22 protein-coding genes are annotated in these 24,776 nt (G+C 58.5%); 16 read left to right on the forward strand and 6 right to left on the reverse strand.

Annotation, left to right across the window (positions count from 1 at the left end; translation table 11 throughout):
• The 6 genes from BM131_RS12815 to BM131_RS12835 all read left to right on the forward strand — a co-directional run bounded on the left by BM131_RS12815 (position 1) and on the right by BM131_RS12835 (position 5,270).
• Positions 1–540, forward strand: a complete 540-nt coding sequence (locus tag BM131_RS12815; RefSeq protein ID WP_090190060.1) for a TRAP transporter small permease — start codon at positions 1–3, stop codon at positions 538–540.
• 3 nt (positions 541–543) lie between these two features.
• Positions 544–687 (forward strand): hypothetical protein, encoded by a 144-nt coding sequence (locus BM131_RS20735; protein WP_342713974.1) that lies wholly within the window; start codon positions 544–546, stop codon positions 685–687.
• Positions 688–705: 18 nt separating this feature from the next.
• Positions 706–1,860, forward strand: coding sequence for a TRAP transporter large permease (locus BM131_RS12820; protein WP_342713975.1), 1,155 nt, complete (start codon positions 706–708; stop codon positions 1,858–1,860).
• 55 nt (positions 1,861–1,915) lie between these two features.
• Positions 1,916–3,553 carry a thiamine pyrophosphate-binding protein gene (locus tag BM131_RS12825; protein ID WP_090190062.1) on the forward strand — a complete coding sequence of 546 codons (1,638 nt, stop codon included), beginning with the start codon at positions 1,916–1,918 and terminating at the stop codon, positions 3,551–3,553.
• Between the two features lie 112 nt (positions 3,554–3,665).
• Positions 3,666–4,115: a MarR family winged helix-turn-helix transcriptional regulator gene (locus tag BM131_RS12830; RefSeq protein ID WP_175499329.1), complete on the forward strand. Its 450-nt coding sequence runs from the start codon at positions 3,666–3,668 to the stop codon at positions 4,113–4,115.
• A 102-nt stretch (positions 4,116–4,217) separates the two neighbouring features.
• On the forward strand, positions 4,218–5,270 hold the full coding sequence (locus tag BM131_RS12835; protein ID WP_090190066.1) for a DUF475 domain-containing protein: 1,053 nt from the start codon (positions 4,218–4,220) through the stop codon (positions 5,268–5,270).
• Here BM131_RS12835 and BM131_RS12840 read toward each other — a convergent pair.
• The 3 genes from BM131_RS12840 to BM131_RS12850 all read right to left on the reverse strand — a co-directional run bounded on the left by BM131_RS12840 (position 5,267) and on the right by BM131_RS12850 (position 10,338).
• Entirely contained in the window at positions 5,267–5,650 is a 384-nt protein-coding gene (locus tag BM131_RS12840) for a response regulator (protein ID WP_245754239.1), read from the reverse strand. The two genes, BM131_RS12835 and BM131_RS12840, sit on opposite strands and share 4 nt — an antisense overlap.
• Positions 5,651–7,261: a sensor histidine kinase gene (locus BM131_RS12845; protein ID WP_090190068.1), complete on the reverse strand. Its 1,611-nt coding sequence runs from the start codon at positions 7,259–7,261 to the stop codon at positions 5,651–5,653. It lies immediately after the preceding gene.
• A 209-nt stretch (positions 7,262–7,470) separates the two neighbouring features.
• Entirely contained in the window at positions 7,471–10,338 is a 2,868-nt protein-coding gene (locus BM131_RS12850; protein ID WP_090190070.1) for a CHASE domain-containing protein, read from the reverse strand.
• 289 nt (positions 10,339–10,627) lie between these two features.
• On the opposite strand from BM131_RS12850, the gene BM131_RS12855 reads away from it, so the two are divergent.
• Positions 10,628–11,602: a response regulator gene (locus BM131_RS12855; protein ID WP_090190072.1), complete on the forward strand. Its 975-nt coding sequence runs from the start codon at positions 10,628–10,630 to the stop codon at positions 11,600–11,602.
• A complete protein-coding gene (locus BM131_RS12860; protein WP_090190074.1) occupies positions 11,602–11,985 on the forward strand; it encodes an Hpt domain-containing protein in 384 nt (127 codons plus the stop codon). The genes BM131_RS12855 and BM131_RS12860 overlap by 1 nt, the downstream gene beginning before the upstream one ends.
• 42 nt (positions 11,986–12,027) lie before the next feature.
• On the opposite strand, the gene BM131_RS12865 is transcribed toward BM131_RS12860, so the two are convergent.
• Positions 12,028–12,723 carry a DnaA N-terminal domain-containing protein gene (locus BM131_RS12865; protein WP_175499331.1) on the reverse strand — a complete coding sequence of 232 codons (696 nt, stop codon included), beginning with the start codon at positions 12,721–12,723 and terminating at the stop codon, positions 12,028–12,030.
• Between the two features lie 473 nt (positions 12,724–13,196).
• Here BM131_RS12865 and BM131_RS12870 point away from each other — a divergent pair, with 473 nt between their 5' ends.
• The 6 genes from BM131_RS12870 to BM131_RS12895 all read left to right on the forward strand — a co-directional run bounded on the left by BM131_RS12870 (position 13,197) and on the right by BM131_RS12895 (position 19,525).
• Positions 13,197–14,495 (forward strand): AAA family ATPase, encoded by a 1,299-nt coding sequence (locus BM131_RS12870; protein WP_090190078.1) that lies wholly within the window; start codon positions 13,197–13,199, stop codon positions 14,493–14,495.
• A gap of 50 nt (positions 14,496–14,545) precedes the next feature.
• The gene (locus BM131_RS12875; RefSeq protein ID WP_090190080.1) at positions 14,546–15,658 is read left to right on the forward strand and encodes a ParB/RepB/Spo0J family partition protein; all 1,113 of its coding nucleotides are present in this window, start codon (positions 14,546–14,548) and stop codon (positions 15,656–15,658) included.
• A 433-nt stretch (positions 15,659–16,091) separates the two neighbouring features.
• Positions 16,092–17,522, forward strand: a complete 1,431-nt coding sequence (locus tag BM131_RS12880) for a sensor histidine kinase (RefSeq protein WP_175499333.1) — start codon at positions 16,092–16,094, stop codon at positions 17,520–17,522.
• Between the two features lie 277 nt (positions 17,523–17,799).
• Entirely contained in the window at positions 17,800–18,351 is a 552-nt protein-coding gene (locus BM131_RS12885) for a methyltransferase family protein (protein ID WP_090190084.1), read from the forward strand.
• Positions 18,348–18,887 (forward strand): N-acyl amino acid synthase FeeM domain-containing protein, encoded by a 540-nt coding sequence (locus BM131_RS12890; RefSeq protein ID WP_090190086.1) that lies wholly within the window; start codon positions 18,348–18,350, stop codon positions 18,885–18,887. Before BM131_RS12885 ends, BM131_RS12890 begins: the two co-directional genes overlap by 4 nt.
• Positions 18,888–18,925: 38 nt before the next feature.
• Positions 18,926–19,525, forward strand: a complete 600-nt coding sequence (locus BM131_RS12895) for a class I SAM-dependent methyltransferase (RefSeq protein WP_090190088.1) — start codon at positions 18,926–18,928, stop codon at positions 19,523–19,525.
• On the opposite strand, the gene BM131_RS12900 is transcribed toward BM131_RS12895, so the two are convergent.
• Positions 19,512–20,177 (reverse strand): TetR/AcrR family transcriptional regulator, encoded by a 666-nt coding sequence (locus BM131_RS12900; RefSeq protein ID WP_090190108.1) that lies wholly within the window; start codon positions 20,175–20,177, stop codon positions 19,512–19,514. The two genes, BM131_RS12895 and BM131_RS12900, sit on opposite strands and share 14 nt — an antisense overlap.
• A gap of 145 nt (positions 20,178–20,322) precedes the next feature.
• On the opposite strand from BM131_RS12900, the gene BM131_RS12905 reads away from it, so the two are divergent.
• Positions 20,323–21,477 carry an HlyD family secretion protein gene (locus BM131_RS12905; protein WP_090190091.1) on the forward strand — a complete coding sequence of 385 codons (1,155 nt, stop codon included), beginning with the start codon at positions 20,323–20,325 and terminating at the stop codon, positions 21,475–21,477.
• Between the two features lie 5 nt (positions 21,478–21,482).
• Complete coding sequence (locus BM131_RS12910; RefSeq protein WP_217646863.1) at positions 21,483–23,075, forward strand: DHA2 family efflux MFS transporter permease subunit; 1,593 nt, start codon at positions 21,483–21,485, stop codon at positions 23,073–23,075.
• 59 nt (positions 23,076–23,134) lie between these two features.
• On the opposite strand, the gene BM131_RS12915 is transcribed toward BM131_RS12910, so the two are convergent.
• On the reverse strand, positions 23,135–24,241 hold the full coding sequence (locus BM131_RS12915) for an NADH:flavin oxidoreductase (protein ID WP_090190093.1): 1,107 nt from the start codon (positions 24,239–24,241) through the stop codon (positions 23,135–23,137).
• Between the last annotated feature and the right edge of the window lie 535 nt (positions 24,242–24,776).

The raw sequence follows: 24,776 nt of genomic DNA on the forward strand, positions 1-24,776 counted from the left end.
ATGGCGCGCCCGAACATCCGTTTTTTCAGCGCAGGTGGCGGGACATCTGGCCAAGGCGTGTCCCTGCGCCGCGTGCTTGACGTCTCATTGGGGTTAGCCGCCAGCCTTGCTTTGGGCTGTCTGATCCTGATCACCTGCGTCGACGTTGTCGGGCGCTACATTTTCGATCGTCCCCTATCGGGGGCGTTCGAATTGACTGAAATGATTTTGGCAGCGCTGGTCTTTCTGGCGCTGCCACTCACAACCGAACGGCGCGAACATATCGAGGTTGATATCCTTGGCGCCCTGCTACCCGCGCGCGCCAACCGGTGGCTTGTGGCGTTTGCGGGCCTCTTCTCGGCGGCGTTGCTGGCGACGCTGGCGTGGCGTCTTGGGGCCCATGCGCTTGGCGCGGCGCAAGACGGGGCCGTCACCAACGCCCTTTCCATCCCCTACGCACCCTTTGGTTTCCTCGCGAGCTTTTCTTGCCTCGTCAGCGCCGTCATCGCCCTTTTGCGCGGCGTCGTGCCACCGGACCACTGCGACGGTAAGGAGCCGTAAGATATGCTGATTTCTCTGCTCGGCTTTGCCGTCCTTTTGATTTTGATGTTCATGCGCGTCCCCATCGCCTTTGCCATGGCGGCGGTCGGCGGCATTGGTTTCGCGCTGATGCGCGGCTGGGGCCCTGCGTGGTCTATGACAGGCTAAGTCGCCTTTGACACCGCCCTGTCCTATAGCCTTTCGGTCATCCCGCTGTTCATCTTTATGGGCAATATCCTTGCCGTATCCGGCGTCGCCCACGGGCTTTACGCCGGGGCCGACCGCCTGTTCGGCCGCACCCGCGGCGGGTTGGCGATGGCGTCGGTCCTGTCCTGCGGCGGCTTTTCGGCGGTCTGCGGGTCGTCACTCGCCACAGCCGCGACCATGTCCAAAGTCGCCATGCCGTCTATGCGCAAATTCGGCTACGATGACCGCCTTGCGACCGGATCCATCGCCGCAGGCGGCACCCTTGGCATCCTCATCCCGCCCTCGGTCATCTTAATCATTTATGGCCTGCTGACCGAAACCAATATCTCCAAACTGTTCATCGCGGGGATCATTCCCGGCATCCTTGGCGTGATCCTCTATCTTGCGGCCGTCAAACTCGCGGTCTGGCACAATCCCGCCTTGGCGCCAGAGGTGACGCAAAGCCCGCCGATGTCCCGCACCGACGTCATCGGCGTCTTTGCCGTGCTTGGGCTGTTCGTCTTTATCATGGTCGGCATCTACGGCGGCATTTTCACCCCGACAGAGGCCGCAGGCATGGGCGCAGGCGCCTCAATCGTCATTGCGCTGGCGCTGCGGTCGATGGCGCTGGCGGATTTCTTTGACGCCGCCTTTGACAGCATCCGTGCCACGGCCATGATCTTTGCCGTCATCATCGGCGCCGAGATTTTCACGAACTTCATCAACTTCGCAGGCCTGCCCGATGGGCTTTCGTCCTTCGTCATGAACAACGATCTGCCCGTCTGGGCCGTCATGATGGGTATCATGGTGATCTATCTGATCCTTGGCTGCGTGCTGGAAAGCCTGTCGATGATCCTGCTGACCGTGCCCGTCTTCTATCCGCTGATGTACGAGCTGCCCTTTACAAATCCGGCCCTTTTGGACCCGGAAAATGCGCTGATCTGGTTCGCAATCGTTGTCGTTGTCGCAACAGAAATCAGCCTGATCACACCGCCGGTGGGCATGAATGTCTTCGTCCTCAAGGCCGTCCTGCGCGACGTCGAACTCTCGACGATCTTCAAAGGCGTTTTCCCGTTCTGGCTGGCCGACATCGTCCGCCTTGGTCTGCTGCTCAGCGTGCCTGCGCTGTCACTCTGGCTTATTGGTCAGATGTAGCCAGCCCGCTGACATCCGGCCAATCCCCCCCTTCCCCACGCAAAGAGCCCGCAAAATGACCGCGAAATCCTACATGTTCCACTCTGTCGCCCAAGCGATCGCCGATCATAAAGCCGCGACGATGTTCGGCCTGATGGGGGACGCCAATCTGTTCATGGTCGATCATTACGTGCGCCACTGCGCCGGCGATTTCGTCCCCGTCGCGTATGAGGGCAGCGCCGTTCTGATGGCGATGGCCTATGCCCACGTCACCGGCACCGTCGGCGTGGCCACCGTCACCCACGGCCCGGCCCTAACCAACTGCATCACCGCCCTGACCGAAGGCGTGCGCGGGCATATCCCTATCGTCTTGCTGGCAGGCGACACGCCACAGATTGACCCGCACAACCTGCAAAACATCGACCAACGCGCTTTGGTCAATGTCACAGGCGCAGGCTTTGAACAAATCCGCGCGCCGCATACGGCGTCCTATGACATCGCACACGCCTTCTACCGCGCCCGCGTCGAACGGCGCCCTATCGTGCTCAACATGCCTGCCGATATGATGTGGCAGGAAATTGCGCATAAAACAGTGGTTTTCGCCCCTTATGACGCCCCCGCTTACGTCCCCGAAGGTGACGCCGTGGATCAGGCCATCGGCATGATCGCCTCGGCCAAGCGGCCGATCATCCTTGCGGGCGGCGGTGCCATTGATGCCCGCGATAGCCTGATCGCGCTATCCGAACGGCTCGAAGCACCCCTCGCCACCACGCTCAAGGCCAAGGGACTGTTCAACGGCCATCCACATAACATGGACATTTTCGGCACGCTTAGCACACCTGCCGCCTATGATCTGATCGCCAAAAGCGACTGCATCGTCAGTTTCGGGGCCAGCCTGCACCGGTTCACCACCGACAAAGGCGCGCTGATGAAAGACAAACGCATCATCCAGATCAACAACACCCCGCAAGAGGTCGCAAAGAACTTTCACCCCGATGCAGCCTTGATCGCTGATGCGCGGCTCACGGCGGACAATATCCTGTTCTGGCTGAACGAGGCGGAAATCCCCTCCAGCGGCTTTACCCGCGAACTCGACCTGAATGCCCTGACCGCGCACCCCCCTGCCCGCGGCAAAGACAAAAGCCTTGGCTATGTCGATTTCGTCTCTGCCTTGGAAAAGCTAGAGTCCGCCCTGCCAAAGGACCGCATTCTGACCACCGACGGCGGCCGTTTCATGACCGAAGTCTGGTGCCGTATTTCCGCCCCCGACCCGCGCAGCTTTATCGTCACTGCCAATTTCGGCTCTATCGGTCTTGGCCTGCAAGAGGCGATCGGCGCAGGCATCGCCGCGCCGGACCGCCCTGTGGTCGTGTTCACAGGCGACGGCGGCTTTATGATGGGCGGCATGAACGAATTTAATACCGCGGTGCGCCTGAAACAGAACCTGATCGTCATTCTGTGCAACGACTCTGCCTATGGCGCAGAGCATATTCAGTTCATTGACCGCGACATGGACCCCGGCCTTGCGATGTTCGAATGGCCCGATTTCGCCCAGATCGCGACTGCCCTTGGCGGTACAGGCATTGCCGTAACAAATGACGCCCAGCTTGCCCAATGCATTGACGCGATCCAATCGCGCGATGCGCAAAACTGCGGACCATTGCTGATCGAATTGCGCATTGATCCCAACGATGTCCCGCGCATGCGGATTTGACCCGGATGCTAGCCACCGCAGATGCGCCGCGCTATGACATTGACACACCAGCGCAATTCGGGATTGCTTGTCATGCCCTAACTGGCCTGCGACTTTGATGGATATTCGCTCGATGCAAGACGACACCCCCGACCTAGAAGCCTTCTTCCCTTATCGTCTTGCTATCGCAGCGGAAAATTTCTCTCGTAATCTGCTTGATGTCTATGGCCGCGAATTCGGCCTTAGCCGCGAAGAATGGCGACTGATCTATCTGCTCGCCCGCGAGGAACAGATCACATCGCTAGAACTTAGCAACCGCACCACGCTTGACCGCGTGCAAGTCTCGCGCGCCTCGCAAAGGCTAGAGGATAAAGGGCTCATCACCCGCAGCGTCGCACCAGAAGACCGCCGCCTGAAACTCTACGCCTGCACCGATCAAGGCCGCGCCTTGTTCCAAGCGATCTTTCCAAAGGTCCAAGCCCGCACCAAAGAGGTGCTTGACCGCATGACCCCGGAAGGGCGCACAGCCTTGAATGACGGGCTAAAGGCCCTGTCAGACGCCATGAACGAACACCCAGTTTGATGCAGGACGCCTCCGGCGGATTAGCGCTGAGGCATCCAAAACAACGCGCTGTTCTTAAACGTCGATTTTGACGTTCCCTGCGCGCGCGCATAGGGTGCGGCCATGATGATCAGCGCCCCCCGTACGACCTTATCCTACCTTCATTGGCCTCTCGCCATCACCGCCCTTGGCCTATGCGCCGGGGCCTTGCTGGGCTGGCAAGCCGAAGGCACGATGTCAGGCGTTGCCAGCTATTTCCTGATCTGCGCCGTGCTTGCGGTGCTGGAAATATCGCTGTCTTTCGACAATGCGATTGTGAACGCGAACAAGCTGAAAAACATGACCCCGGTCTGGCGCCAACGCTTTCTGACATGGGGCATTATCATCGCCGTCTTTGGCATGCGGATCATCTTTCCCCTGCTGATCGTCGTCATCGCCGCCAAAATCGGCCCCATCGCCGCGATCAAGCTCGCCGCCACCCAGCCCGATGACTACGCCCGCATCATGCAGGGCGCGCATTTGCCCATCGCAGCCTTCGGCGGCACGTTCTTGATGATGGTCGCCCTTGGCTTTTTCTGCGACCCGGACAAGGACGTGCATTGGTTCCATTGGGTCGAAAGCCGCCTTGCCGCCTCTGCGTCCATCAAGGGGCTAGAGGTCGCTTTTGTCCTGATCCTGCTGATCGGCTTTTCGCGCATGCTGACGCCCGCGCAGTCTGACCTGTTCCTGCGCTCTGGCATCTATGGCCTGCTGACATTCCTGCTGGTCGACACCCTTGGCGCAATCCTTGACCGGCCCAGCACGGTCGCCAAAACCGCCGCCCAAGGCGGCCTTGGCGCATTTCTCTACCTTGAAGTGCTCGACGCGTCGTTTTCCTTCGACGGCGTCATCGGCGCTTTCGCCCTCAGCCAGAACCTGTTTGTCATCGCCATCGGTCTAGGCATCGGCGCGATGTATGTGCGCGCCATGACGATCATGCTGGTGGAACGCGGCACCCTGTCGGAATACCGCTATCTGGAACACGGCGCCTTTTACGCGATCCTCGCGCTATCAGTCATCATGTTCATGCAAACCTTGGTCCACATCCCCGAAACCATCACCGGCCTTGGCGGCGCAGTGCTGATCGGTGTGGCCTTGCTGGCATCAATTCGGTGGAACCGGGCGAACCCGAACTAGGCGGCGGCCAAGATCGCCTTGATCTGATCCCCAAGAGAGATCGGATCGAACGGCTTCACGATCACATCCAGCGCACCCTTTTCAATCAACTCGCGCCGCTCGTGCGGCTGCGCGCGGGCGGTCATAAAGATGATCGGTGTCGTCGCAAAGCCGGGCACTTCGCGGATCGCGGCCATCAATTGCACGCCGCTCATCTTAGGCAGCATCATATCGAACAGCATCGCATCGGGCTTAAACTCTGGTGCCATACGCAGCGCATCAGTGGCGTTTTCACACTGCAACAGTTCGAACCCGCCCGCCATTTCAATCGACATGGACGCAATTTCCAGAATATCGAGGTCGTCCTCGACATGCAGCAAGCGGATGATATCAGGCGTCATTTAGGTTTTGCCCCCGGCGGATCGGATCAGGTTGGCCGGTGTGGCCGTGTTGGTGGCCCTTGGGAACACCACAGTCACCGTCGTCCCCTGCCCTTCAACACTTGTTAATTCAACTGTGCCGTTATGACTCTCGATGATGCTCTTCACAATGCTCAATCCAAGGCCAGTGCCACCGGACCGCGCGCGCGCAGATTTGCCCACCTGCGTAAAGCGATCAAAGATCCGCTCGACCGCGCCAGACGGAATGCCCACGCCCCGATCCACAACACAAACCGCAAAGCTTTTCGGCCGGCGTTCGACGTTCACGTCAATCTGCGCCCCGGTCGATGAAAACTTACACGCGTTGGAAATCAAGTTCGACAGAACTTGATGAATCCGGTCCGCGTCGAAATCCGCCCATGCAGGCTCATCGTCAGTATTTAGATTGATCGACACATCAAACCGGCTGGCAAAGCCTTCATTCGCGGTCACCGCCTCTTTGACGGTCTGGACCAGATCGCGGCGGGCGATGTCATAATCCATCTGCCCGGCGGCCATCTTTTCCAGATCCAGAATATCGTTCACAATCAAAACCAACCGGTCCGCATTGCGATACGCGATATCCAGCAGATCGCTAGTCTTTTTCGTCACATCGCCCGCAGCCCCCGACCGGATCAGGCCAAGCGCGCCTTTGATCGACGTCAGCGGTGTGCGCAGCTCGTGACTGACTGTCGCAACCAACTCGTCCTTGGTACGGGCGATCGCCATCGATTCCGTTTGATCGCGCAGCACGACATACAAACGCGGCTCCATCCCGGCGGCTTCGATCAACTGAACTTCGGCCAGATAGGGTACGTCGTGATAGGTCGCAGGAAAGGAAAACTCTGTAATCTGTTTGGCCTTCAGCGCAGCAACCTGCCGCTGCACGGCCAAGCGGTCGTAGAGCATATCCACCGCAAAAATGCGGATCTCGGCCATTTGCAGGCGGTTCCAATTGAACAGCTTGGCCGCCGCGTCATTGGCGAAGACAAGGTTATATGTATCAAGGCAGACCATAAACAGCGGCTCTGACAACAGGTTCAAACTGGCCATCGCATCGCGCGCCGCAGTCGACACCTTTTGTGCGCTGATATCCGAATGCACGCGCAGACTGCCGCAATAGGCGCCAGACTTATCCATCTGCGGCACGCTGGTCATCCGGGTCCACAGCACCCGGCCATCCTTGCCAATTATGCGTGTCTCGCCTGTCCATTTCTCGCCGCGCGCCATGGCGGCATCAACGGCCGCGTATGTTTCAGCATCCGCAACGTGGTGCAGCACACGCATCGGCTGACCCAGCAACGTGCCGCGCTCATATCCGGTTAATTGCAGCAACCGTTCATTTGCAAAACTGATTTTCCCGTCCTGATCAGCGCGAAGCATAATGGCATGCGCTTCTAGCGCAGAGGCATCGACCGATGGCGCATCTGTCGCTTTATCAATGCGCCGCCAGATAAATGCGGCAACCAGTCCAGCGACAACAATGGCAAAGCTAAATCGGTCCAGCGGCCAAGCCCGCCAAACGATAACGGCCCCGCAGACTGCAATGAAACTCTGCAGTCCGAACCGTATATATTTTGTCAAATCTCGCATTGAAAAATTCCGGCGATAGAGGAGGTATCAAGTCAGCAAAAGTGAAGTCGTAGTTAATAATATATAAGTGCTCTACCTATGGTTTAAGGCAAGTTTATGGCTAGGCCGTGTGAAAGACGTGTCCGTTTTCAGAACCTTAACCCCGCAAAACCAATATATTTTTACACCAAGCGTATGCGTAACGATGGTTAACGTAAGGGTCAACCACGTCAGGCGACCCCAGCGAAACTCGGCTGCTTACGCCCTCTTTCCAGCAGTATTGCGCCGTCGCTGGTCAATTCCTCTGGCAAAGCAATGGGACACGTAAAGTAGAAAGTCGTGCGCACATCAGGCTCGCTGTCGAACCCAATGGTGCCCCCCATCCGTTCCACAATCTGACGAGAGATATTAAGCCCCAGTCCCGTGCCGCCCTTCTGCCGGGTGTCCGAACTGTCCGCTTGCGAAAACGCGCCAAAGATTCGGTCTCGAAACGCGTCAGGCACGCCGGGTCCGCGATCGGTGACATCGAACCGCACCATATCGTCCACCACCGAAATCTGCACCGCGATCGCCGTCTTTGGCGGTGCGAACTTACAGGCGTTAGACAGCAGGTTGCTCAGCACCTGCGCAATGCGGTTTTCATCCGCCAAGACGTGTGCCCCGCCGGACATGTCGATCAACCTGAACGTCAGCGCACTTTTCAGCAGCAAGGGCCGGTTGCTTTCCAATGCGACGGACACCAGATCGGTCGCCCCAATGCTATCGAGGTTAAAGTCCATCTTCCCGGCCGAGATTTTCTCGAGGTCCAGAATGTCGTTCACCAGGTTAATCAGCCGGTCCGTATTCACCGTGGCGATTTCCAGCAGCCGCGTGATCGGGCCGCTTGTCGCCTCGATCTTCTTCGTCCCCATCAACCCCAGCGCACCTTTGATCGACGTCAGCGGCGTGCGCAGCTCGTGGCTGATCGTGGCGATAAATTCGCTCTTGATCCGCGCGGCACGTTTTTCGGTGGAGATGTCGTTGATCTGAACGATGTAAATTTCCATGGCCTGCGCCGGGTCAAACGCCCAAGACACCTTCACCAGCCCCCAACGCTCTTCGCCGTCGGCGCAGCAAATCAGATGCTCGCCCCGATAGGTTTCATGGGTGTCCCCCCGCAAAGCGGTGATCTCCTCCATGAAACTGTCACGCTCGGTGGCCGCCAACATCAGGCTTAGATGCCCGCCAGTCAGTTTGTCTTCGGGATAGCCCGTGATCGCGCTTAGCGCACCATTTGCCCGCAACATCGTGCCGTGACCATTCGTGATCGCCGTCCCGACCGGGGCGCGTTCAATCACAAGGTCCAGTAGCTCTTCGCCGTGCTTGATCGCCGTCTCTGCCGCGCGCAGCGCCGTGATATCCGTCTGCGCCCCGACAAGCCGCAAGGCGGTGCCGTCAGCGTCCCGTTCCACCACAACCGCGTCAGACCGCAGCCAGCGGTACGACCCATCCGCCATCCGCACCCGGAATTCCGACACAGACCGCGGCGTATTCCCCAGAATTGCATCGCGGTCCGCAGCCTGAAGCACGGGCAGATCGTCAGGGTGCACCCGCGAAAAGAAATGCGCCTGCGTGTCGATATCGCTATCCAGCGGGATATCCATCAACCGCCGCCATGTCTCGGACACGACCGACTTGTTCTTGCGCAAATCGACGTCAAACACGCCGATCTCTGCACCTTGCAGCGCCAGGTTCCAACGCTCTTCGGTATCGGTCAGCGCTTGCAGCGACGTCGCCTCTTTGGTGATATCGCGCAGCAGGACGGACTGCACCCGCATCCCGTTACTGCGCCGCCACACCTTTGTCTGCATTTCCAGCTTGCAGACTTTCCCGTCGCGCATCGCATGTGCCGCGCAGGGCATGCCAGTTCCGTCGCAAGGCTCGTCCTCTATCACCAGCTCTGACAAAAGGCGGCCCATCAGCTTTGCCTTCTCGATCCCTAAAATTGCACAACTCGCCGCATTGGCAGACCGCACGATGCCGTCGCTGTCCAACTGCATGACCCCAAAGACAGAGTTTTCGATCACAGCCCGGTTCTGCTGGGCCCGGTCCGACAGCGCCCGCGTTTTGCGTTCCACCAGCGCATTGATGTCGTTTTCCCGGTTCGTCAGCATGCGCAAATAACGCCAGACCAAAAAGCTCATGCTAAGCCCGGACAGCAGCACGATCAGCGGCAAATAGCTGGCATGTGCCTCTTTGAACGCGGCTGCCCCGCTCCAGCTGACTGTCCACGTCCGCCCGTAAACATCAATCGTCTGGGTGCGGGTGAAGGGCGAATTGACCGCAGGTTGACCGGCGCTAAAGATCGCGTTGCCCGCATCCTCCACCGTCACGGCGAAGGACCCGTTGCCGCTTGCGAACAGATCGTTCAATCCTTGATCCATCGTGAAGGGCGCATAGACCCAGCCGACATGGGACGCGATCCGCTCGGCCTTGGTGGCCGGGATCGGGCTATGGTCATAGATCGGCCGCAGCAGCAAAGCGCCAACCTTGCTATCTCTGCCTTGCACCAGATTGATAGGTGCCGTCACCTGCGGCAAGCCGCTATCACGCGACGTGATCGCCGCGATGCGGCGGTTGGCTTCGAAACTGATATCTAGCCCGCGCGCGGCGGCGTTGAGGGGCAGCGGTTCAATAAACCGAATAATCATCTTGTTCGTGCGTCCGGTGTTCGGATGCACAACCAGCTCTGGCTCTCCTCCTGCGCGAACATCGCTCATCAGGTCCAGCAGCTCTGGCCCGTCCGTGGGTTGCACAAAGCCGAGCCCCAAGACGCCGGGCAGAGTCTTTTCAATATCCAGCGCTTCGACATAGACCGCCCAGTCCTGCGCCGAGACAAAATCAGACGCCTCATAAAAGGCGGCCAGCGAGTTTAAACTCAGCAGATAGCTGTCCATGCGCATGGTCAGCGCATCCCGGCTGTCGTTCACGATGGCTGAAAAGGTCTGCTCGCCACGCCGCTGCGCGATCTGCTTTGCATAAAAGGCCAACATAAGTGTCATAACGACACAAATCAGCGCGATCAGCACATGAATGCGAAAAGTGGATTTACCCGACATGTCTCAAACTACTCAAATTTTGCCCTTCTGTGGGGCTTAGGCGGACCTTAGCGCACGGGCGACAAAACGCGACTGCGCAAGGTCGGTTTCGTCTATAGTTGTGACATTTCTCGTGAGGGTTGTATCTTTAGTGCATCTTTGCGCGATCTGCTGTACACTCATAAATTGTAAAATGCCCTTATTAATTTCTTAACGTCGCCCCAATCGAGCCACAATGTCCCGGGCATATGGGAGGAATAGAAAATCTTGCGCGACCAGATGTAACGCGCTTGGCAGAAAGGCCGGACCCATGAGAATCCTAGCAGTAGATGACGATCCTTTCATCCTAGAACTGTTGAAAGAGATCATCGGTCATATCGGTGACCATACACTCGAAACAGCCGAATCCGGACCAGAGGCGTTGGCCATGATGCGCGAAGCGAACCGCTTTGACTGCGTCTTGCTCGACTTCCAGATGCCTGTGATGAACGGTGTCGAGGTGTGCCGCGCGTTGCGCACCCTTGATGGCTATGACCAAACACCTGTCGTGATGCTGACGGCTATGTCGGAAAAGCGGTATATCGACGCCGCCTTCCTTGCGGGCGCGACCGACTACATCAACAAGCCGTTCGAAATCTCTGACTTGCGCGTGCGCCTTGGCGTCATCGGCTCCCTTGTGGATGCCCGCCGCGACAACGGTATGACCTTTTCGGCAACGCCGTCCGGCCACCGGACCAGCACCGACAACGCGCCATTGGCGCTTCACAAGCCGTTCGAGATCCGCGACATTGATGGCGTGGTCGATGTTGTCGCGCTTGAAAACTATGTCTCGAAATTGTCCCGCTCGCGCCTGTTTGGTTCCAGCGTCTTTGCCATCTCGATCCGCCGGATCGAGCAATTGTTCATGCAAGTCACGCCTTTCGACTTTCAGTGCATGATCGTTGATGTCGCCGAGGCGCTGTCCGATACGCTGGGCGAACGCAACTTTATCGCCGCCTACGCCGGCAGCGGGTCCTTCGTCTGCGTCGTTGAGGGTGCGAAAATCTATAACTATCCCGAATTCACCGACAGCCTGAACCTAGCCATCCAGCGTTTGGAAATGCACAGCAGCGACGGTACGCGGTTGCGGTTGCGTGTCAGCACGGGTCAGGCGAGCCGTATCATGTGGCAATCGGGTACAACCGCGCTTGATTTGCTGTCTCATGCGGTCAACAGCGCAGAGCAGGAAGCTGTTCGCGCCGAGAAGCAGTTGGACGATTTTTGGTATGCAGGGGCGACTGCCTGATGGAAGCCAACGCCTTTGACGCGGGCATGTCCCGCCTGAAAAAGCGTTTCGTGCAAACGCATTACGAAAGGCATGACCGCCTTGAAGACCTTGCCGTGACGCTGCAACAGCCCAACCCGCCCGCCAGCGCCGCGCAAGAGGTAGAGAGTATTCTGCACAAGATCGCAGGCACCGCGGGCTCTGTCGGGTTCAAGGAACTTGGCGAGGCCGCCCAGCAGGTCGAAGTGTTTATCCGCGACCATGCCGCGTCCAATCAAGCTGCGATCGTGAAGGTGCTGGATGCGTTCCTTGATGTCTCGCTCGAGTTTTGTGATCCGATAGAGAAGTTGATGCCGCAAAGCGCGGGTGACGGCTTTTCCGCGATGGCTGGCACGACCCACTGATCTGATCTGCGTCAAAAGCGGCCTTTGGCAAAGGGGCCGCTATCACGCCGGAACAGCCCTGACCTGCACCAGCTTAACGCTGGGATCACGGGAAATAGCGGCCGCTGTCAGGCGATGCACCAGATGTTGCTGCACATAATCGGCGACAAAACCCGACTTTGCCCCCAGAACCAAAATCCCATCCTGTAGATCGACCTGCACCAATTGCGCAAACCAAGCGGTATAGGTCGCGGGATGATCCATCAAAAGCTGCTCTGCCACCGCAGACCACAGGCTGCCATCACGCAGCGGCGCGGGTGCAGGGCGAAGTTGGACCACATTGCTTTGCGGCGTCTCTCCAGCCGCCTGTGCCGGGGCATCCATGCGCGCGACAAAATCTGGACCGATGTCAGCCCAGAACGATTTGGTCGCGATCAGCACCTGCGCCAGATCGATCCGGTGTTCGGCCACCCTGCCCCGCGCGGCTGGCCGGGACACCGTCACCCAGCCCAGCGTGCGCATCGCGGACATTTCCCGTTTCGCGGTTCGTTCGGTCACGCCCCACATCCGCGCAATTTCACGCTGCCCCACGCAGAACGTGCCGCTGCGCCAATTGTAGCGGGTCGTGATCAGCAAGCTTAGACGCAAAGCCAAACGCGCTTCTACGCTGCCCCCTTGAGCTGCGAGAACAAGAAGCGCAGATAGCACATCATATTTGACGGCACCCGCGTGCTGCCCTGCTGGTTTCCTGATCTGCATGTGCGTCCCCTGCCTTTGCACTGCGGCCTGCTTGATGGGATGCGATGGTGTTCCTGCGTTTGCCGCAAGAATCATTTTTGAACGCTATTCCCGACCTCTCGGCAATTAGCGTTGGAAAGTGGGTGGCTGTCAACGATTCATCTGCCAGCCTGCTGTCTTCCCATCTTCAAAATTTAAAAGAAGGGTTTGAATTGGTATAGGGGGGCGCCCTGTATGTCACCCCAATGCGAGGATATGTCCCCTCAAGCGGCAGTAGGACCCGGCGTCATGTCCCCCCATATGCAGTGGAAAGGCCTGCAAATGGGCCAACGGGCAACCAGGGCGTGATTCGGGGCTTGGGCCCCTGCCCGCTTGGCTGCGCGCTGCAAAACCTTATCCGCGGATAAGGTGCGTAATTCATCATCTATGATATCGACAAAGAACGCAAATTCAGCGTAAATCACAAACAATGGAATTTTAGCGTCCGAGGGATTATGCTGACTCACACCGATCTAAAAGAGATCCACACCCGATCGCTTAAGATGCAAAGCTGGATTCGCCAGCAGACCTTCTCTCCGGAGAGCACGAAGACGCTGCGGCGGTTTTCGTCATGGGAGGTGTCAGAGCTGATCTTGGGCATGAACCAGTCGACGTTTCGCGGCCGGATGGCGGCGGACCCGACGCTGCCAGATGGCTTGGTCGAACCTGATGGGCGCCAGCGTTGGTTCACCTTGGACGAGGTGAACACGATGCGCCGCAAGCTGAAGGTGAAGGGCAAGTCGCTGATGCCGCCGCGCCCCGCTGGCCGCGCGTTCCGCACCGCGATTGCGAACTTCAAAGGCGGCGCAGGCAAGTCGACAGTCGCGTTGCACTTTGCCCATGCCGCCGCGTTGGATGGTTACCGCGTGCTGTGCGTCGACTTTGACCCGCAGGCGACGCTGTCCCATTCCATGGGCCTGACCGATGTGAGTGAAGAGCAAACTGTTTGGGGCATCATGGCGCGCGATCTGGTGCGCCAGACAGAAGCCGCGAACGCAGCGCCCAAAGCTGCGGCAAGCGGCACCGCCCTGCCCCGCCGCGCAATCCCGTCAAGCATCACCGACATGGGTTTGCAGGATTTGCGGATCGCAGACTTTATCCAGCCGACGAACTGGCCGACGATCGACATCATCCCCAGCTGCGCCAACGCAGCCTTTGTCGAATTTGCATCGGCCCAGTATCGCCACCTGAATCCGGAGTGGTCGTTCTTTGCTGCCGTGTCGCGGTATCTGGATCAACTGCCGGACGATCAGTGGGACCTTATCATTTTCGACTGCCCGCCAGCGATTGGCTATCAGTCGATGAATGCGGTCTTTGCTGCTGACATGCTCTATATTCCGTCCGGTCCCGGATATTGGGAATATGACAGCACGACGTCTTTCATCGGTCAGCTGTCGGAAGCGCTAGAGGATCTGGCGCATGGTTTCGGGCAAACCTTATCCGCGGATAAGGTTTCGCTGCCAAAGGAATTTGTCGACGTTCGGTTTCTATTGACCCGTTTCGAGCCTGGTAATGACCTGCACCGTGCGATGTATGATGCGTTTGGTAAGGTGTTTGGCGAAAGGTTGGCTGTGCATCCGGTCGAGATGACGCGCGCCGTTGAACAGTCTGGCCGCTTCCTCGCCTCGGTATACGAGATGGATTACCGCGACATGACCCGCGAAACTTGGCGCCGTGCGCGTGGCAGTTTCGATCAGGCTTATACGGAATTCCGGACAACGATGCTGGCCGCTTGGCCGCAGATCAATGACTGAAACCTTATCCGCGGATAAGGTTTGCCCCGCCATCCGAAAGGAGACACGACATGAGCCGTAAGAAACGCATCTTTGATATAGAGCTGCCAGACGATCCTGCGCCGCGCGTGGATGCTCCGATAGAGACGCCTTTGCCGAACGTGCAGCGCCGCGGTCCCATGGCCAGCGCGATTGCCGAAAACGCAGAAGCGCTGCAAGCCCGCGCATCCGCCGTCGCGGCGATCCGCGATGAGAACGACGCGCTGGCGCATGAATTTGTTGCGCTGCGCGAGGCGGGGCATGTGGTGGTCTTGGTGCCATTGGAAGATGTGCACACGCATCTGCTGGTCCGCGACCGTATGCCCGGGGAAGATATCGAGCTGGCGGATTTGATCACTTCGATCAAAGAGCTGGGATTGTCCAACCCGATCCGTGTGGCCGAGCGCGGTGACGGGACCGGGTATGAACTGGTGCAGGGCTTCCGGCGTTGGTCGGCGTACCGTGCATTGCAGGACGAAGGCGAGGGCGATTGGAGCAAAATCCCGGCGCTGGTGCTGCCCGCAAGTTCGGACGTATCGGGTCTATATCGGCGCATGGTGGACGAAAACGTGATCCGCAAGGATCTGTCTTTTGCCGAGATGGCGCAGGCGGCGATGAACTATGCGGGCGATCCGGGGACGGACGCGAACGATCTAAAGACGGCCGTGGGCCGGTTGTTTCAGTCCTCGCCATATTCCAAACGCAGCTACATCCGGTCCTTTGCGCGGGTGCTAGAGGCCTTGGGATCTGTGTTGCATTACCCGACTGAAATCCCGCGCGTGCTGGGGGTGAAGCTGGCGCAGGAAATCGATTCTGAGCCGGGGATTATTGGTCGTATCAAGGATGAGCTTCACGACTGGGATAACCGGTCGATCGTGGACGAGTTGGGTGTGCTGCGCCGGTATGTCGGCCTTGATCAATACGAATTGCCGGACCCAGAGGCTGCGCCGGTCAAGAAGGCGCGCAGCGTGGCGGCGGACGCGGCGAAGACCAAGACGACCTTTGATCTGCGCACGCGGCAGGGGCGGGTGAAATGCACGGCTGCAGTCGGCCGGTTAGAGATCAAAGTTGACCGCGATTTTTCGACGATGGACCGGGCGCGGCTAGAGCGGGCGATTGCGGCGCTGATCGACGGGTTGGACTGAAAACCTTATCCGCGGATAAGGTTTGTGCGGCGTAGGGTGTAGCAATCGGTTCCCAATGGCGGCCTATAGGTTGCGCGCCATGGACAAATTCGGTGATGGGCGGCGCAGTGAATCACTGCGCCGCCCTTTGCTTTTTGCAATTATAACAATGCGTTAGGTATATTTTTGCAAATACAGCTTAAAAGTGTAAAGTTTTCGTTAATTTGCTGACGTCCATACTTTCGCCTGATTTGGCGTATATCTTTATCGGGAGTGGCACCCCTTTGTGCCGTGCCCCGTGGCCCATTTTTGCGAATGCCGTCCGAACCTGAACCGGAGCTATGATGCTTACCCTTGCACAGACCGTCGCCCTTGAAAGGGCAAATCGACCAGCACGCCAAAGCGCGTGGCGGGGATTGGTGTGCGGCAAGGATGTCGGACACGGAGGATGGTTATGATCAACCTTTTGATCCGGCTGAACCGCGTCAATCGAGAACGGTTCTTGCTGCGCAATCTGCAGGACTATTCCCGCGCCGTTAAAACGCTGACCTGGCAGCGGCAGTCCATCTTTTTAGGCGTCTCGATCCTGACCGGATCGTTCTTTTCCCCGTCACTGGCGATGGTGTTCTTTGTCATCAGCATGCTGTGCGAACTGGTCGATTTGTCGCTGGCGCGCCGCGTCGAGCGGTTGCAGGCCGGGGACGAGGCGGGAACTTCGAAGGCCTACGTCGGATATTTGATAAATACGATCGTCAGCACGCTGACCATCTGCACCTATACGGTTTGGGTTGCGGGACAATCGAGCGGTGAGGGGCTGTTTACCTCTTTGTTCTTTTTGTTCTCTGGCGCGCTTTATGCCGCGATGAACAACCACCAGATCGCAAGCATTTTGGCGACCAGGCTGGCGCTGTATGGCGTGGCGTTTTTTGTCATGACGCTGCGGGATATCATCCTGTATCGGCCGGATATGACCTCGGCGTCTTGGTTGCAGTTCTTTACGGTCATCTTCGTGATGTACTTTGTCGTCGACTGCTCGCGCATCTTTCTGCGGATGTACCGCCAAGATTTGAAGCGGCTGCAAGATCTGAAAGTCGAACATGAGCGGGCGAAAGAGGCATTAGTGCTGAAAACGCAGTTTGTCGCCGTGGTCAGCCACGAGTTACGCACGCCGCTGACGTCGATCAAAGGATCGCTTGATCTGGTCAACTCTGGCAAGTTCGGTGAACTGCCGCCGCGCGTGGCGCATCTGCTTGGTATGGCGAGTAAAAATAGCGAACGGTTGGCAGAGCTGGTGAATGATTTGCTGGACCTGCAAAAGCTGGAAGAGGGCGAGCTGAAGTTCGATCGCGAAGTGATCGATGTCGGTGCGTTTCTAGTTGATGCGATCAACTGGCACCAAGGTTTGGCCGAGCGGTATGACGTCAGTCTGCAGCTGGATGAGCAGGGGTTAATGCCGGCTTTTGTGAATAGCGATCAGTCGCGGTTGATGCAGGTGCTGGGCAATATCATTTCGAACGCAGCCAAGTTTTCGCCCGCCTTGGGCGAGGTCGATGTCGGCATGAGCGTGAAGGACGGGCGCGTGCGGATCACGGTGCGCGACCACGGTGTCGGTATTCCGGACGGGGCGAAAGAGCAGGTCTTTGCGCGGTTCATTCAGCTTGATTCATCCGACCAGCGCCAGTTTGGCGGCACTGGACTGGGCTTGAACATTTCGCGTGAAATCATCGAAGCGCTTGGCGGGATCATTGATTACGATTCAACGCTAGGGGCGGGGACAACGTTTTACGTCGAACTGCCGACCGTGCCGGGGGCCGATCCAAAAGGGCTGGCGGCGCAGGTTGGGCAGGACAAGGACGCGACTGTGCTGCGGAACGTGGCCATCTAAAGCTGCTTTGATGCTCCGGGCGATGCCCGGAGCGGAGTTGCATAAAATTTCGCCGGAATGCTCCGTTAGGTTGTTTTGCAACTTAACGGTGCTATTCGTGCTTTAAGTAGTGGTTTTTCAACTTCAAATCTGGAATCCTCGTGGTTAACGCGATTCGGCACTGTGTTTTGTTTCACCCATTTCTATCTTGTTTCCCTGACGCCGATCCGTCATCGCGTTGTTTCGTTCAGCATTCTTCGGCTTAAGTCGTTAGAATATTACAACAAAGGTGAAATTTTTGATTGACTTCGTTACAGGTGTTTCGGCGCTAGCCTATTTCATGATGATTGCAGCGGCGACGAAGCAGCATTTCAATTCGGAAAAATACCCATGGGGTATGCACCTTATTTCTATTCTGTCGCTGATTGGTGTGTCGTTCTTTATGTACACGGCCTTTGTGTTGACCCTAAGTCATCCACTGGTTGTGTTGTTGCTGATCGCCGCGGCCTTTGTGCTGTTTCTTTGGGCGGCGCGGCATAGCAGCCAAAGGCAGTTGGGGCTGGCGTTCGCTGAGGATTTCAAGACCAACGGCATCATCACAACCGGACCTTGGCGTTTTGTGCGGCACCCGTTCTATGTGTCTTATGTGACGTTCTGGTTCGCCTGCGCCCTTGGCACGCTGCATGTTGTGTCGATCATCGTGTTTGGGGCTTTGCTGTTCATCTACGTCTATTCTGCCCTACGCGAAGAGGCGTGGCTGAGCGGCGGTGATCATGGGACGACCTATTTAACCTATCAGCGCAGCACGGGGTTCTTTTTGCCAACGCGCGTGCTGAGGAAGGTATCTTGAGCGCCAAGACCTTCGATATCGGGCGAGCGGAAAATCAGGATGATCTGAACGCAATCGGGGCGTTCAGATACCGTTGTTACCTGTCGGAGGGGATGATTGCGCCGCATGACGGGGCGTGTTTTCTAGATGAATACGACGATTTGGCGACCAGCCAAGTGTTCCGGGTGCGGTCGCAGGATTCGATTGTCGGGACCATCCGGCTGCATGTTTTGACGAAGGAACACCCCAAGTCGGCGACGATGTCGGCGTTTTCGGACATCTTGATGCCGAAAATTGATGCCGGCATGACAATGATCGACGGTGCGCGCTTTGCGGTAGAGCCGGGGCTGGGCGCATTGCGACTGTCGATCGCGCGCCAGACGCTGCGGCTTTATGCGACGGTGGGCAAAGAGCACGCGGTGAATTACGGCGTGGCGGCTGTGGCGGACGACCGGGTGGAATTTTACCGGCGGCTGTATGGCTTTGACCAGTTGAGCGATCCGCGCCGCTATGGTGGGTTGAACAAGAAGCTGGTTCTGATGGGCGTCGATCTGTAAGCCGCAGCCAATTGTGTCGCGGTAGGGAAGGGGGCCTGATGAAAGAGAACCAAGAGCTTCGGATTGATTTTGTCGAAGGGTCCGTTGCGCATCGTTTGCGATTTGGCGGCGGGCGCGGGCAACCGCTGGCCAAGGCGATGGGCCTGACGGATGGGCGCACGCCGACGATGGTTGATGCGACGGCTGGGCTGGGGCGCGATGCGTTTTTGCTGGCGTCGCTGGGCGCGCAGGTCACGCTGATCGAGCGGTCGGAAAAGATGCATGCGTTGTTGGCGGACGGATTGGCGCGGGCTGCGGCGGAAGGCGGCGAGTTGGCCGAGATTATCGGGCGGATGACGCTGCGACTGGGCGATGCCAAGGATTTGCTACCGCAGCTAGAGGCGGATTCGGTGCTGGTTGATCCGATGCATCCGGAGCGTAAGAAGTCGGCGCTGGTCAAGTTAGAGCTACGGCAAGTGCGCGACATCGTTGGCGAGGACGATAACGCATTGGAGTTGATGCAGGTTGCACTGGAGCATGCGCGCAAGCGGGTGGTTTTGAAGTGGCCGGTGAAAGCGGATTCGATCCCCGGTTTAAAGCCGTTTTCGCATCAGATTTTGGGCAAAACCACGCGGTATGACGTGTTTATGAACGGCTAGCCGCGTAGGTCGCCAAAAACATGGCGACCGCGCTTTGGGCTGTTGCGGCGATCACCTCTGCCGTCGGGGGCGTGGCCGCTTTGGCGAACAGGCGGCGGCGCCAGTGGCCGGCGGCGGAAAGCTCTACGAATTGGTAGGCGGCGAGCGGCAGGTCTGGGATGACCAGCGTGCCGCGCGCGACCTCTTGTTCAAGCACGGCCAGCAAGACGGCGTGGCCTTTGGCTGCGCCGGATTCGTAAAAGCGGGTGCCGATGTCGGGGCGACGTTCGGCGATGGCAATTACGATGCGTTGCGCCGCGATGACGTCGTCTGAACAGATCGCGGCCCCGAGCGTGCGCGCAAAAGCGGCAAGGCGATCGGCCAGCGGGGCAGGGCCCTGCAGGCTGGATTGCAAGTTTTCAAACATGGCTTCGCGGCGCTCTTCGACCAGCGCTTCGAATAGGTCTTCTTTGCTGGCGAAGTAGACGTAAAGCGTGCTTTTTGACACGCCTGCGGCGGTGCAGATGTCAGAGACGCTGGCCGCATCGAACCCCATTTGCATGAAAACCTGCGCCGCACCGAGGATGATGGCGGCGCGTTTATCGGGGTCTGCCCCTGCGGCGTGGCGCGGGGTGCGGGGGCGTCTGGGCTTTGGTGCGGGTTTATCTGTCATGCTGTGCATATAATCGAACCGAACGGTTTCATAAAGCCTTGAAGATCGGATTTCGCTACGCTATTTGCCAAATCGAACCCAGCAGTTCGATCTGATTCTGTATCCCTCTGCTTTTTCCCATTGCACGTCATACAGGAGTGTCCCCATGGCGCGTCACGACCGAACGATTTCCCCGTTGAGCGAAGCACAGACCGATATGGCCGAGGTTGCGCCGCCTAAATCTAAGCGCAAGCGGGTGATTTTCGGGCTGGTGGCGCTGGCGATCATCGCGGCGATTGTTGATTTCGGGCACGGGTATTGGACGACGGGCCGGTTTATGGTCGAGACGGACGACGCCTATGTCACCGCCGACGTGACGCTGATTTCCAGCCGTCTGCAGGGTTATGTGGCGGAAGTGCCGTTTGGCGAAAATGCGATCGTGCAAGCGGGCGATGTTTTGGTGCGGCTGGATGATGGCGATTATACCATCGCGCTGGAAGTGGCTGAGGGGCGCGTTGCCTCTGCCGGTGAGACGTTGAACCGGATTGATGCGCAGATTTTGGCGGCGCAGGCGGGTGTTGCGGCGGCGCAGGCACAGCATGATATGGCGATCGCGCAGCAACGCGCGGCGCAAAGCAATGCAACGCGAGTGCAGAGCCTTGCCAGCAATAATGTCGCGGCGCAGGCGCAGTTGGATACGGCGACCGAAACGCTGGCGACCGCGACGGCGACTGTGGCCAGCGCGGATGCGGCGATTGCCAGCGCGAATGCGCAGGTTGGCGTGCTGAAAGCGCAACGCGCCGAGGCGGTTGGCACCCAGCACGAACTGGAGTTGGCGGTTGATCAGGCGCAGCGCAATCTGGACCTGACGGTTTTGCGCGCGCCAGCGACGGGCACGCTGGGCAATATGACGCTAGAGGCCGGCGATCTGGTGACGGCTGGGGCGCGTCTGGCCGCGCTGGTGCCGCTGGAAAGCCTGTATATCAAGGCGAATTTCAAAGAAACGCAGATGGCGGGGATCGCGGTTGGTGCAACCGTGGGCATCACGATTGATGCGCTGCCGGATGCGACGTTCGAGGGTACGGTTGATTCCATCGCGCCTGCAACGGGATCGGTGTTTTCGCTGCTGCCTGCAGATAACGCGACGGGTAACTTTACCAAGGTTGTGCAGCGGGTGCCGGTGCGGATCGCTATTCCGCAAGAGGCACTGGACGCGGGCGGCTTGCGTGCGGGTTTGTCGGTGAAGGTCGAAGTCGATAGCCGCACCGGCGGCGTGCCCGAGGCGCATGAAGCGCCGGTTGTCGCGGCTGCGGGCGAGTAAGGATCATGTCTGCAACATCGCCTGCCATGCAAGGCACGGCGCCGGCGGCCGCGGCTGCCGACGATAATGCCCTGACACCCCGGCGCGTTCTGGCCTTTATGGTCATGGTGTTCGGGATGTTCATGGCGATTTTGGATATCCAGATCGTCTCTGCGTCGCTGCCTGACATTCAGGCGGGCCTTGGGGCCAGCGCGGACGAGATTTCTTGGGTGCAGACGTCGTACCTGATCGCGGAGGTCATCATGATTCCGCTGTCGGGCTTTCTGGCGCGGATGATGTCGACGCGGGTTTTGTTTACCATCGCGGCGGCGGGGTTCACGGCCAGCAGTCTGATGTGTGCTACATCCAGCAGCATTGGCGAAATGATCCTGTGGCGCGGTCTGCAAGGGTTCCTGGGCGGCGGCATGATTCCGGCGGTTTTTGCCGCGGCGTTCACGATCTTTCCGCCATCAAAGCGGTCGACGGTGTCGCCGATCATTGGTTTGATCGCAACGCTGGCACCGACGGTTGGCCCGACGGTTGGTGGATTCCTGTCGGCGACGTTTTCGTGGCACTGGCTGTTTTTGGTCAACGTCATCCCCGGCATCGGTGTTGCCATTGGCGCGTGGATGCTGATCGACTTTGATAAGCCCAACTGGAAGCTGCTGAACAAGTTCGATTGGTGGGGCTTGCTCGCGCTGGCCGGGTTCCTTGGCGGGATGGAGTTTGTGCTGGAAGAGGGGCCTGCGAATGATTGGTTCGACGATCACGCGGTTGCGGCGCTGGCGATCATCATGGTCGTGGGCGGGATCGTCACGTTTTGGCGCGCGTTCACGCGGGACGAGCCGCTAGTCGATTTTTCGGCCTTTGCGAATACCAACTTTGCCGTGGGGTCGGTGTTCAGCTTTACCATGGGTATCGGGCTTTATGGTCTGACCTATCTTTACCCGCTCTATCTGGGGTCGGTCCGGGGCTATGATGCGCTGATGATCGGACAGACGGTGTTTGTGTCGGGCCTTGCGATGTTTTGCACTGCGCCGCTGGCGGGGATCTTGTCGGCCAAGATGGATTTGCGGCTGATGCTGCTGATCGGGTTCATTGGCTTTGCAGGCTCGACCTGGATGCTGACCGGGCTGACGGCGGATTGGGATTTCAAAGAGCTGATGTGGCCGCAAATCTTTCGCGGGATGTCATTGATGCTGTGCATGGTGCCGATCAACAACCTCGCGCTTGGCACATTGCCTGCGGATAAGATGAAGGGCGCGTCGGGTCTGTATAACCTGATGCGGAACCTTGGCGGGGCTGTCGGGCTGGCGCTGATCAACACGATCCTAAGCGATCGGCGTGTGTTGCACTATGAACGGCTGTCGGAAGCCGTGACCTGGGCCAATGCAGAGGCCGTATCCCAGATGCAGCAAACAGCGGCGCTGTTGAATGCACGCGGACTGGATGGAGAGACCGGCGCATTGGCGCAGATGGTTGCGCGGCTGCGGGGGCAGGCGGCGGTGATGTCGTTTATCGATATCTTCTTGATCATTACCGTTCTGTTTGCCGGGCTGGCATTGGGGGCGCTGCTGATGAAGCCGCCGCCCAAGAACGTGAAAGTTGATGCCCACTAAGTAGGGCCCACTTAGTAGGGCAGGGGGGGCGGGCCAGTCAGACTGGCCCGCCCTTTTATCTATTTCAGGGTCGCAAGGTCTGCGGCTTGGAAGCCTGTCAGTTCATCCATGCGGCCATCGCGGACCTTTTCGACCCAATGGGCGTCGGACAGCAGGGCCCGGCCAACGGCGATCAGGTCGAATTCGTCCCGTTCCATCCGGGTGATCAGCTTGTCCAGCGATGTGGTCTGAGACCCTTCGCCCACGAAAGCGCCGCCGAAGTCAGAGTTCAGACCGACAGAGCCGACGCTGATGGTGGCCGCGCCTGTGAGCTTTTTGGCCCAGCCGGCGAAGTTCAGACCATCATCGCCGTCGATCTCTGGAAACTCAGGCTCCCAGAAGCGGCGCTGAGAGCAGTGCAGCATATCGACGCCAGCCTCGACGAAGGGCAGCAGCCAATCGGTCATCTCGTCCGTGGTGGTGGCAAGGCGGGCTTTGTAGTCCTGCTGCTTCCACTGGCTGACGCGCAGGATCAGTGGAAAGTCGGTGCCGACGGCAGCGCGGATGGCTTTCACGATTTCAGCGGCAAAGCGGGACCGGTCCTTAATCGTGGGGCCGCCCCAAGCGTCGTCGCGCAGGTTTGTGCCGGACCAGAAGAACTGGTCGATCAGATAACCATGGGCACCGTGCACCTCGACCGCGTCGAAACCGGCGTCGCGGGCCAGCTTGGCGGATTCGGCGAATGCGGCGATGGTGTCAGCGATATCCTCATCTGTCATCGTATTGCCGCGCGGCTCGCCGGGGGCAACAAGGCCAGAGGGGCTCTCGACCGGGACGTCTGGTTCCCAGTCGCCACCGCGAGTCGATCCGGTGTGCCAGATCTGCGGGGCGATCTTGCCGCCTTTGGCGTGGACCGCATTTGCGACATCAGTCCAGCCGGACATGGCCTGATCGCCATGAAAGAACGGAATGCCGGGCAGGTTGCGGGACGCGGGGCGGTTAATCACGGTGCCTTCGGTCAGAATCAAACCAACGTCAGCGGCGGCGCGGCGTTCGTAATAGTCGACTTGCGGCTGGCCGGGGATTCCCTGCGGGGCCATGCTGCGGGTCATGGGGGCCATGACGATGCGGTTATTGAGGTTCATTCCCTTAAGAGAGAAAGGGCGGAACAAAGTGTCGGTCTTCATGACGTGTCCTGATTGGGTCATTGATAGAGGGTGGGTAAGTAAGCCTTAAGCGTATGGATTCCAGCGAAAAGACGGCCGATTTGGTGCGTTTGGGGCAAGCCCCATGTGCGCACCTGAACTGCACGTTTCGCAGGCGTTTTACAAAAGAGTCACGAAAGTTGGGTATTGGGCGTTTTTTCTGCTTGCGCCCCTCGTTCGCTAACCTTAGAAGCCCCTTTACCGGAGACGCAGTGATGCAGACTTGGTGCAGCGGACGGGACGGACGGTTGAGAGACTGGAAGTTTTGGAAGTTGGAAAAATTCTTTGAGGTTTGAGCGGGACGCGCTTTTAGCGCATCTTGTATCTTTTTGCCTCTACGCTGTTTGAAAATTTAGTATCTGAAGAGATATGTGGGCGGTTTGGTTCAGTTCGATGGATCAGACGTCTGTATATCGCGCCTCTAGGATTTAGGTCCGATGATGAGGTGTCAGCTTCACTGTTTGATGTGGTTTCTTGTTATCTTTGGATAACCTGAAGCACAGAAGACAGAGAAACG

This window comes from Loktanella salsilacus (genome assembly GCF_900114485.1).
Taxonomy (GTDB): domain Bacteria; phylum Pseudomonadota; class Alphaproteobacteria; order Rhodobacterales; family Rhodobacteraceae; genus Loktanella; species Loktanella salsilacus.

Bases quoted from the DNA above. Each gene is read 5' to 3' on its own strand.
- BM131_RS12815 (WP_090190060.1), top strand. From the start codon at position 1: ATGGCGCGCCCGAACATCCGTTTTTTCAGCGCAGGTGGCGGGACATCT.
- BM131_RS20735 (WP_342713974.1), top strand. From the start codon at position 544: ATGCTGATTTCTCTGCTCGGCTTTGCCGTCCTTTTGATTTTGATGTTC.
- BM131_RS12825 (WP_090190062.1), top strand. From the start codon at position 1,916: ATGACCGCGAAATCCTACATGTTCCACTCTGTCGCCCAAGCGATCGCC.
- BM131_RS12830 (WP_175499329.1), top strand. From the start codon at position 3,666: ATGCAAGACGACACCCCCGACCTAGAAGCCTTCTTCCCTTATCGTCTT.
- BM131_RS12835 (WP_090190066.1), top strand. From the start codon at position 4,218: ATGATGATCAGCGCCCCCCGTACGACCTTATCCTACCTTCATTGGCCT.
- BM131_RS12840 (WP_245754239.1), bottom strand. From the start codon at position 5,650: ATGACGCCTGATATCATCCGCTTGCTGCATGTCGAGGACGACCTCGAT.
- BM131_RS12845 (WP_090190068.1), bottom strand. From the start codon at position 7,261: ATGCGAGATTTGACAAAATATATACGGTTCGGACTGCAGAGTTTCATT.
- BM131_RS12850 (WP_090190070.1), bottom strand. From the start codon at position 10,338: ATGTCGGGTAAATCCACTTTTCGCATTCATGTGCTGATCGCGCTGATT.
- BM131_RS12855 (WP_090190072.1), top strand. From the start codon at position 10,628: ATGAGAATCCTAGCAGTAGATGACGATCCTTTCATCCTAGAACTGTTG.
- BM131_RS12860 (WP_090190074.1), top strand. From the start codon at position 11,602: ATGGAAGCCAACGCCTTTGACGCGGGCATGTCCCGCCTGAAAAAGCGT.
- BM131_RS12865 (WP_175499331.1), bottom strand. From the start codon at position 12,723: ATGCAGATCAGGAAACCAGCAGGGCAGCACGCGGGTGCCGTCAAATAT.
- BM131_RS12870 (WP_090190078.1), top strand. From the start codon at position 13,197: ATGCTGACTCACACCGATCTAAAAGAGATCCACACCCGATCGCTTAAG.
- BM131_RS12875 (WP_090190080.1), top strand. From the start codon at position 14,546: ATGAGCCGTAAGAAACGCATCTTTGATATAGAGCTGCCAGACGATCCT.
- BM131_RS12880 (WP_175499333.1), top strand. From the start codon at position 16,092: ATGATCAACCTTTTGATCCGGCTGAACCGCGTCAATCGAGAACGGTTC.
- BM131_RS12895 (WP_090190088.1), top strand. From the start codon at position 18,926: ATGAAAGAGAACCAAGAGCTTCGGATTGATTTTGTCGAAGGGTCCGTT.
- BM131_RS12900 (WP_090190108.1), bottom strand. From the start codon at position 20,177: ATGACAGATAAACCCGCACCAAAGCCCAGACGCCCCCGCACCCCGCGC.
- BM131_RS12905 (WP_090190091.1), top strand. From the start codon at position 20,323: ATGGCGCGTCACGACCGAACGATTTCCCCGTTGAGCGAAGCACAGACC.
- BM131_RS12910 (WP_217646863.1), top strand. From the start codon at position 21,483: ATGTCTGCAACATCGCCTGCCATGCAAGGCACGGCGCCGGCGGCCGCG.
- BM131_RS12915 (WP_090190093.1), bottom strand. From the start codon at position 24,241: ATGAAGACCGACACTTTGTTCCGCCCTTTCTCTCTTAAGGGAATGAAC.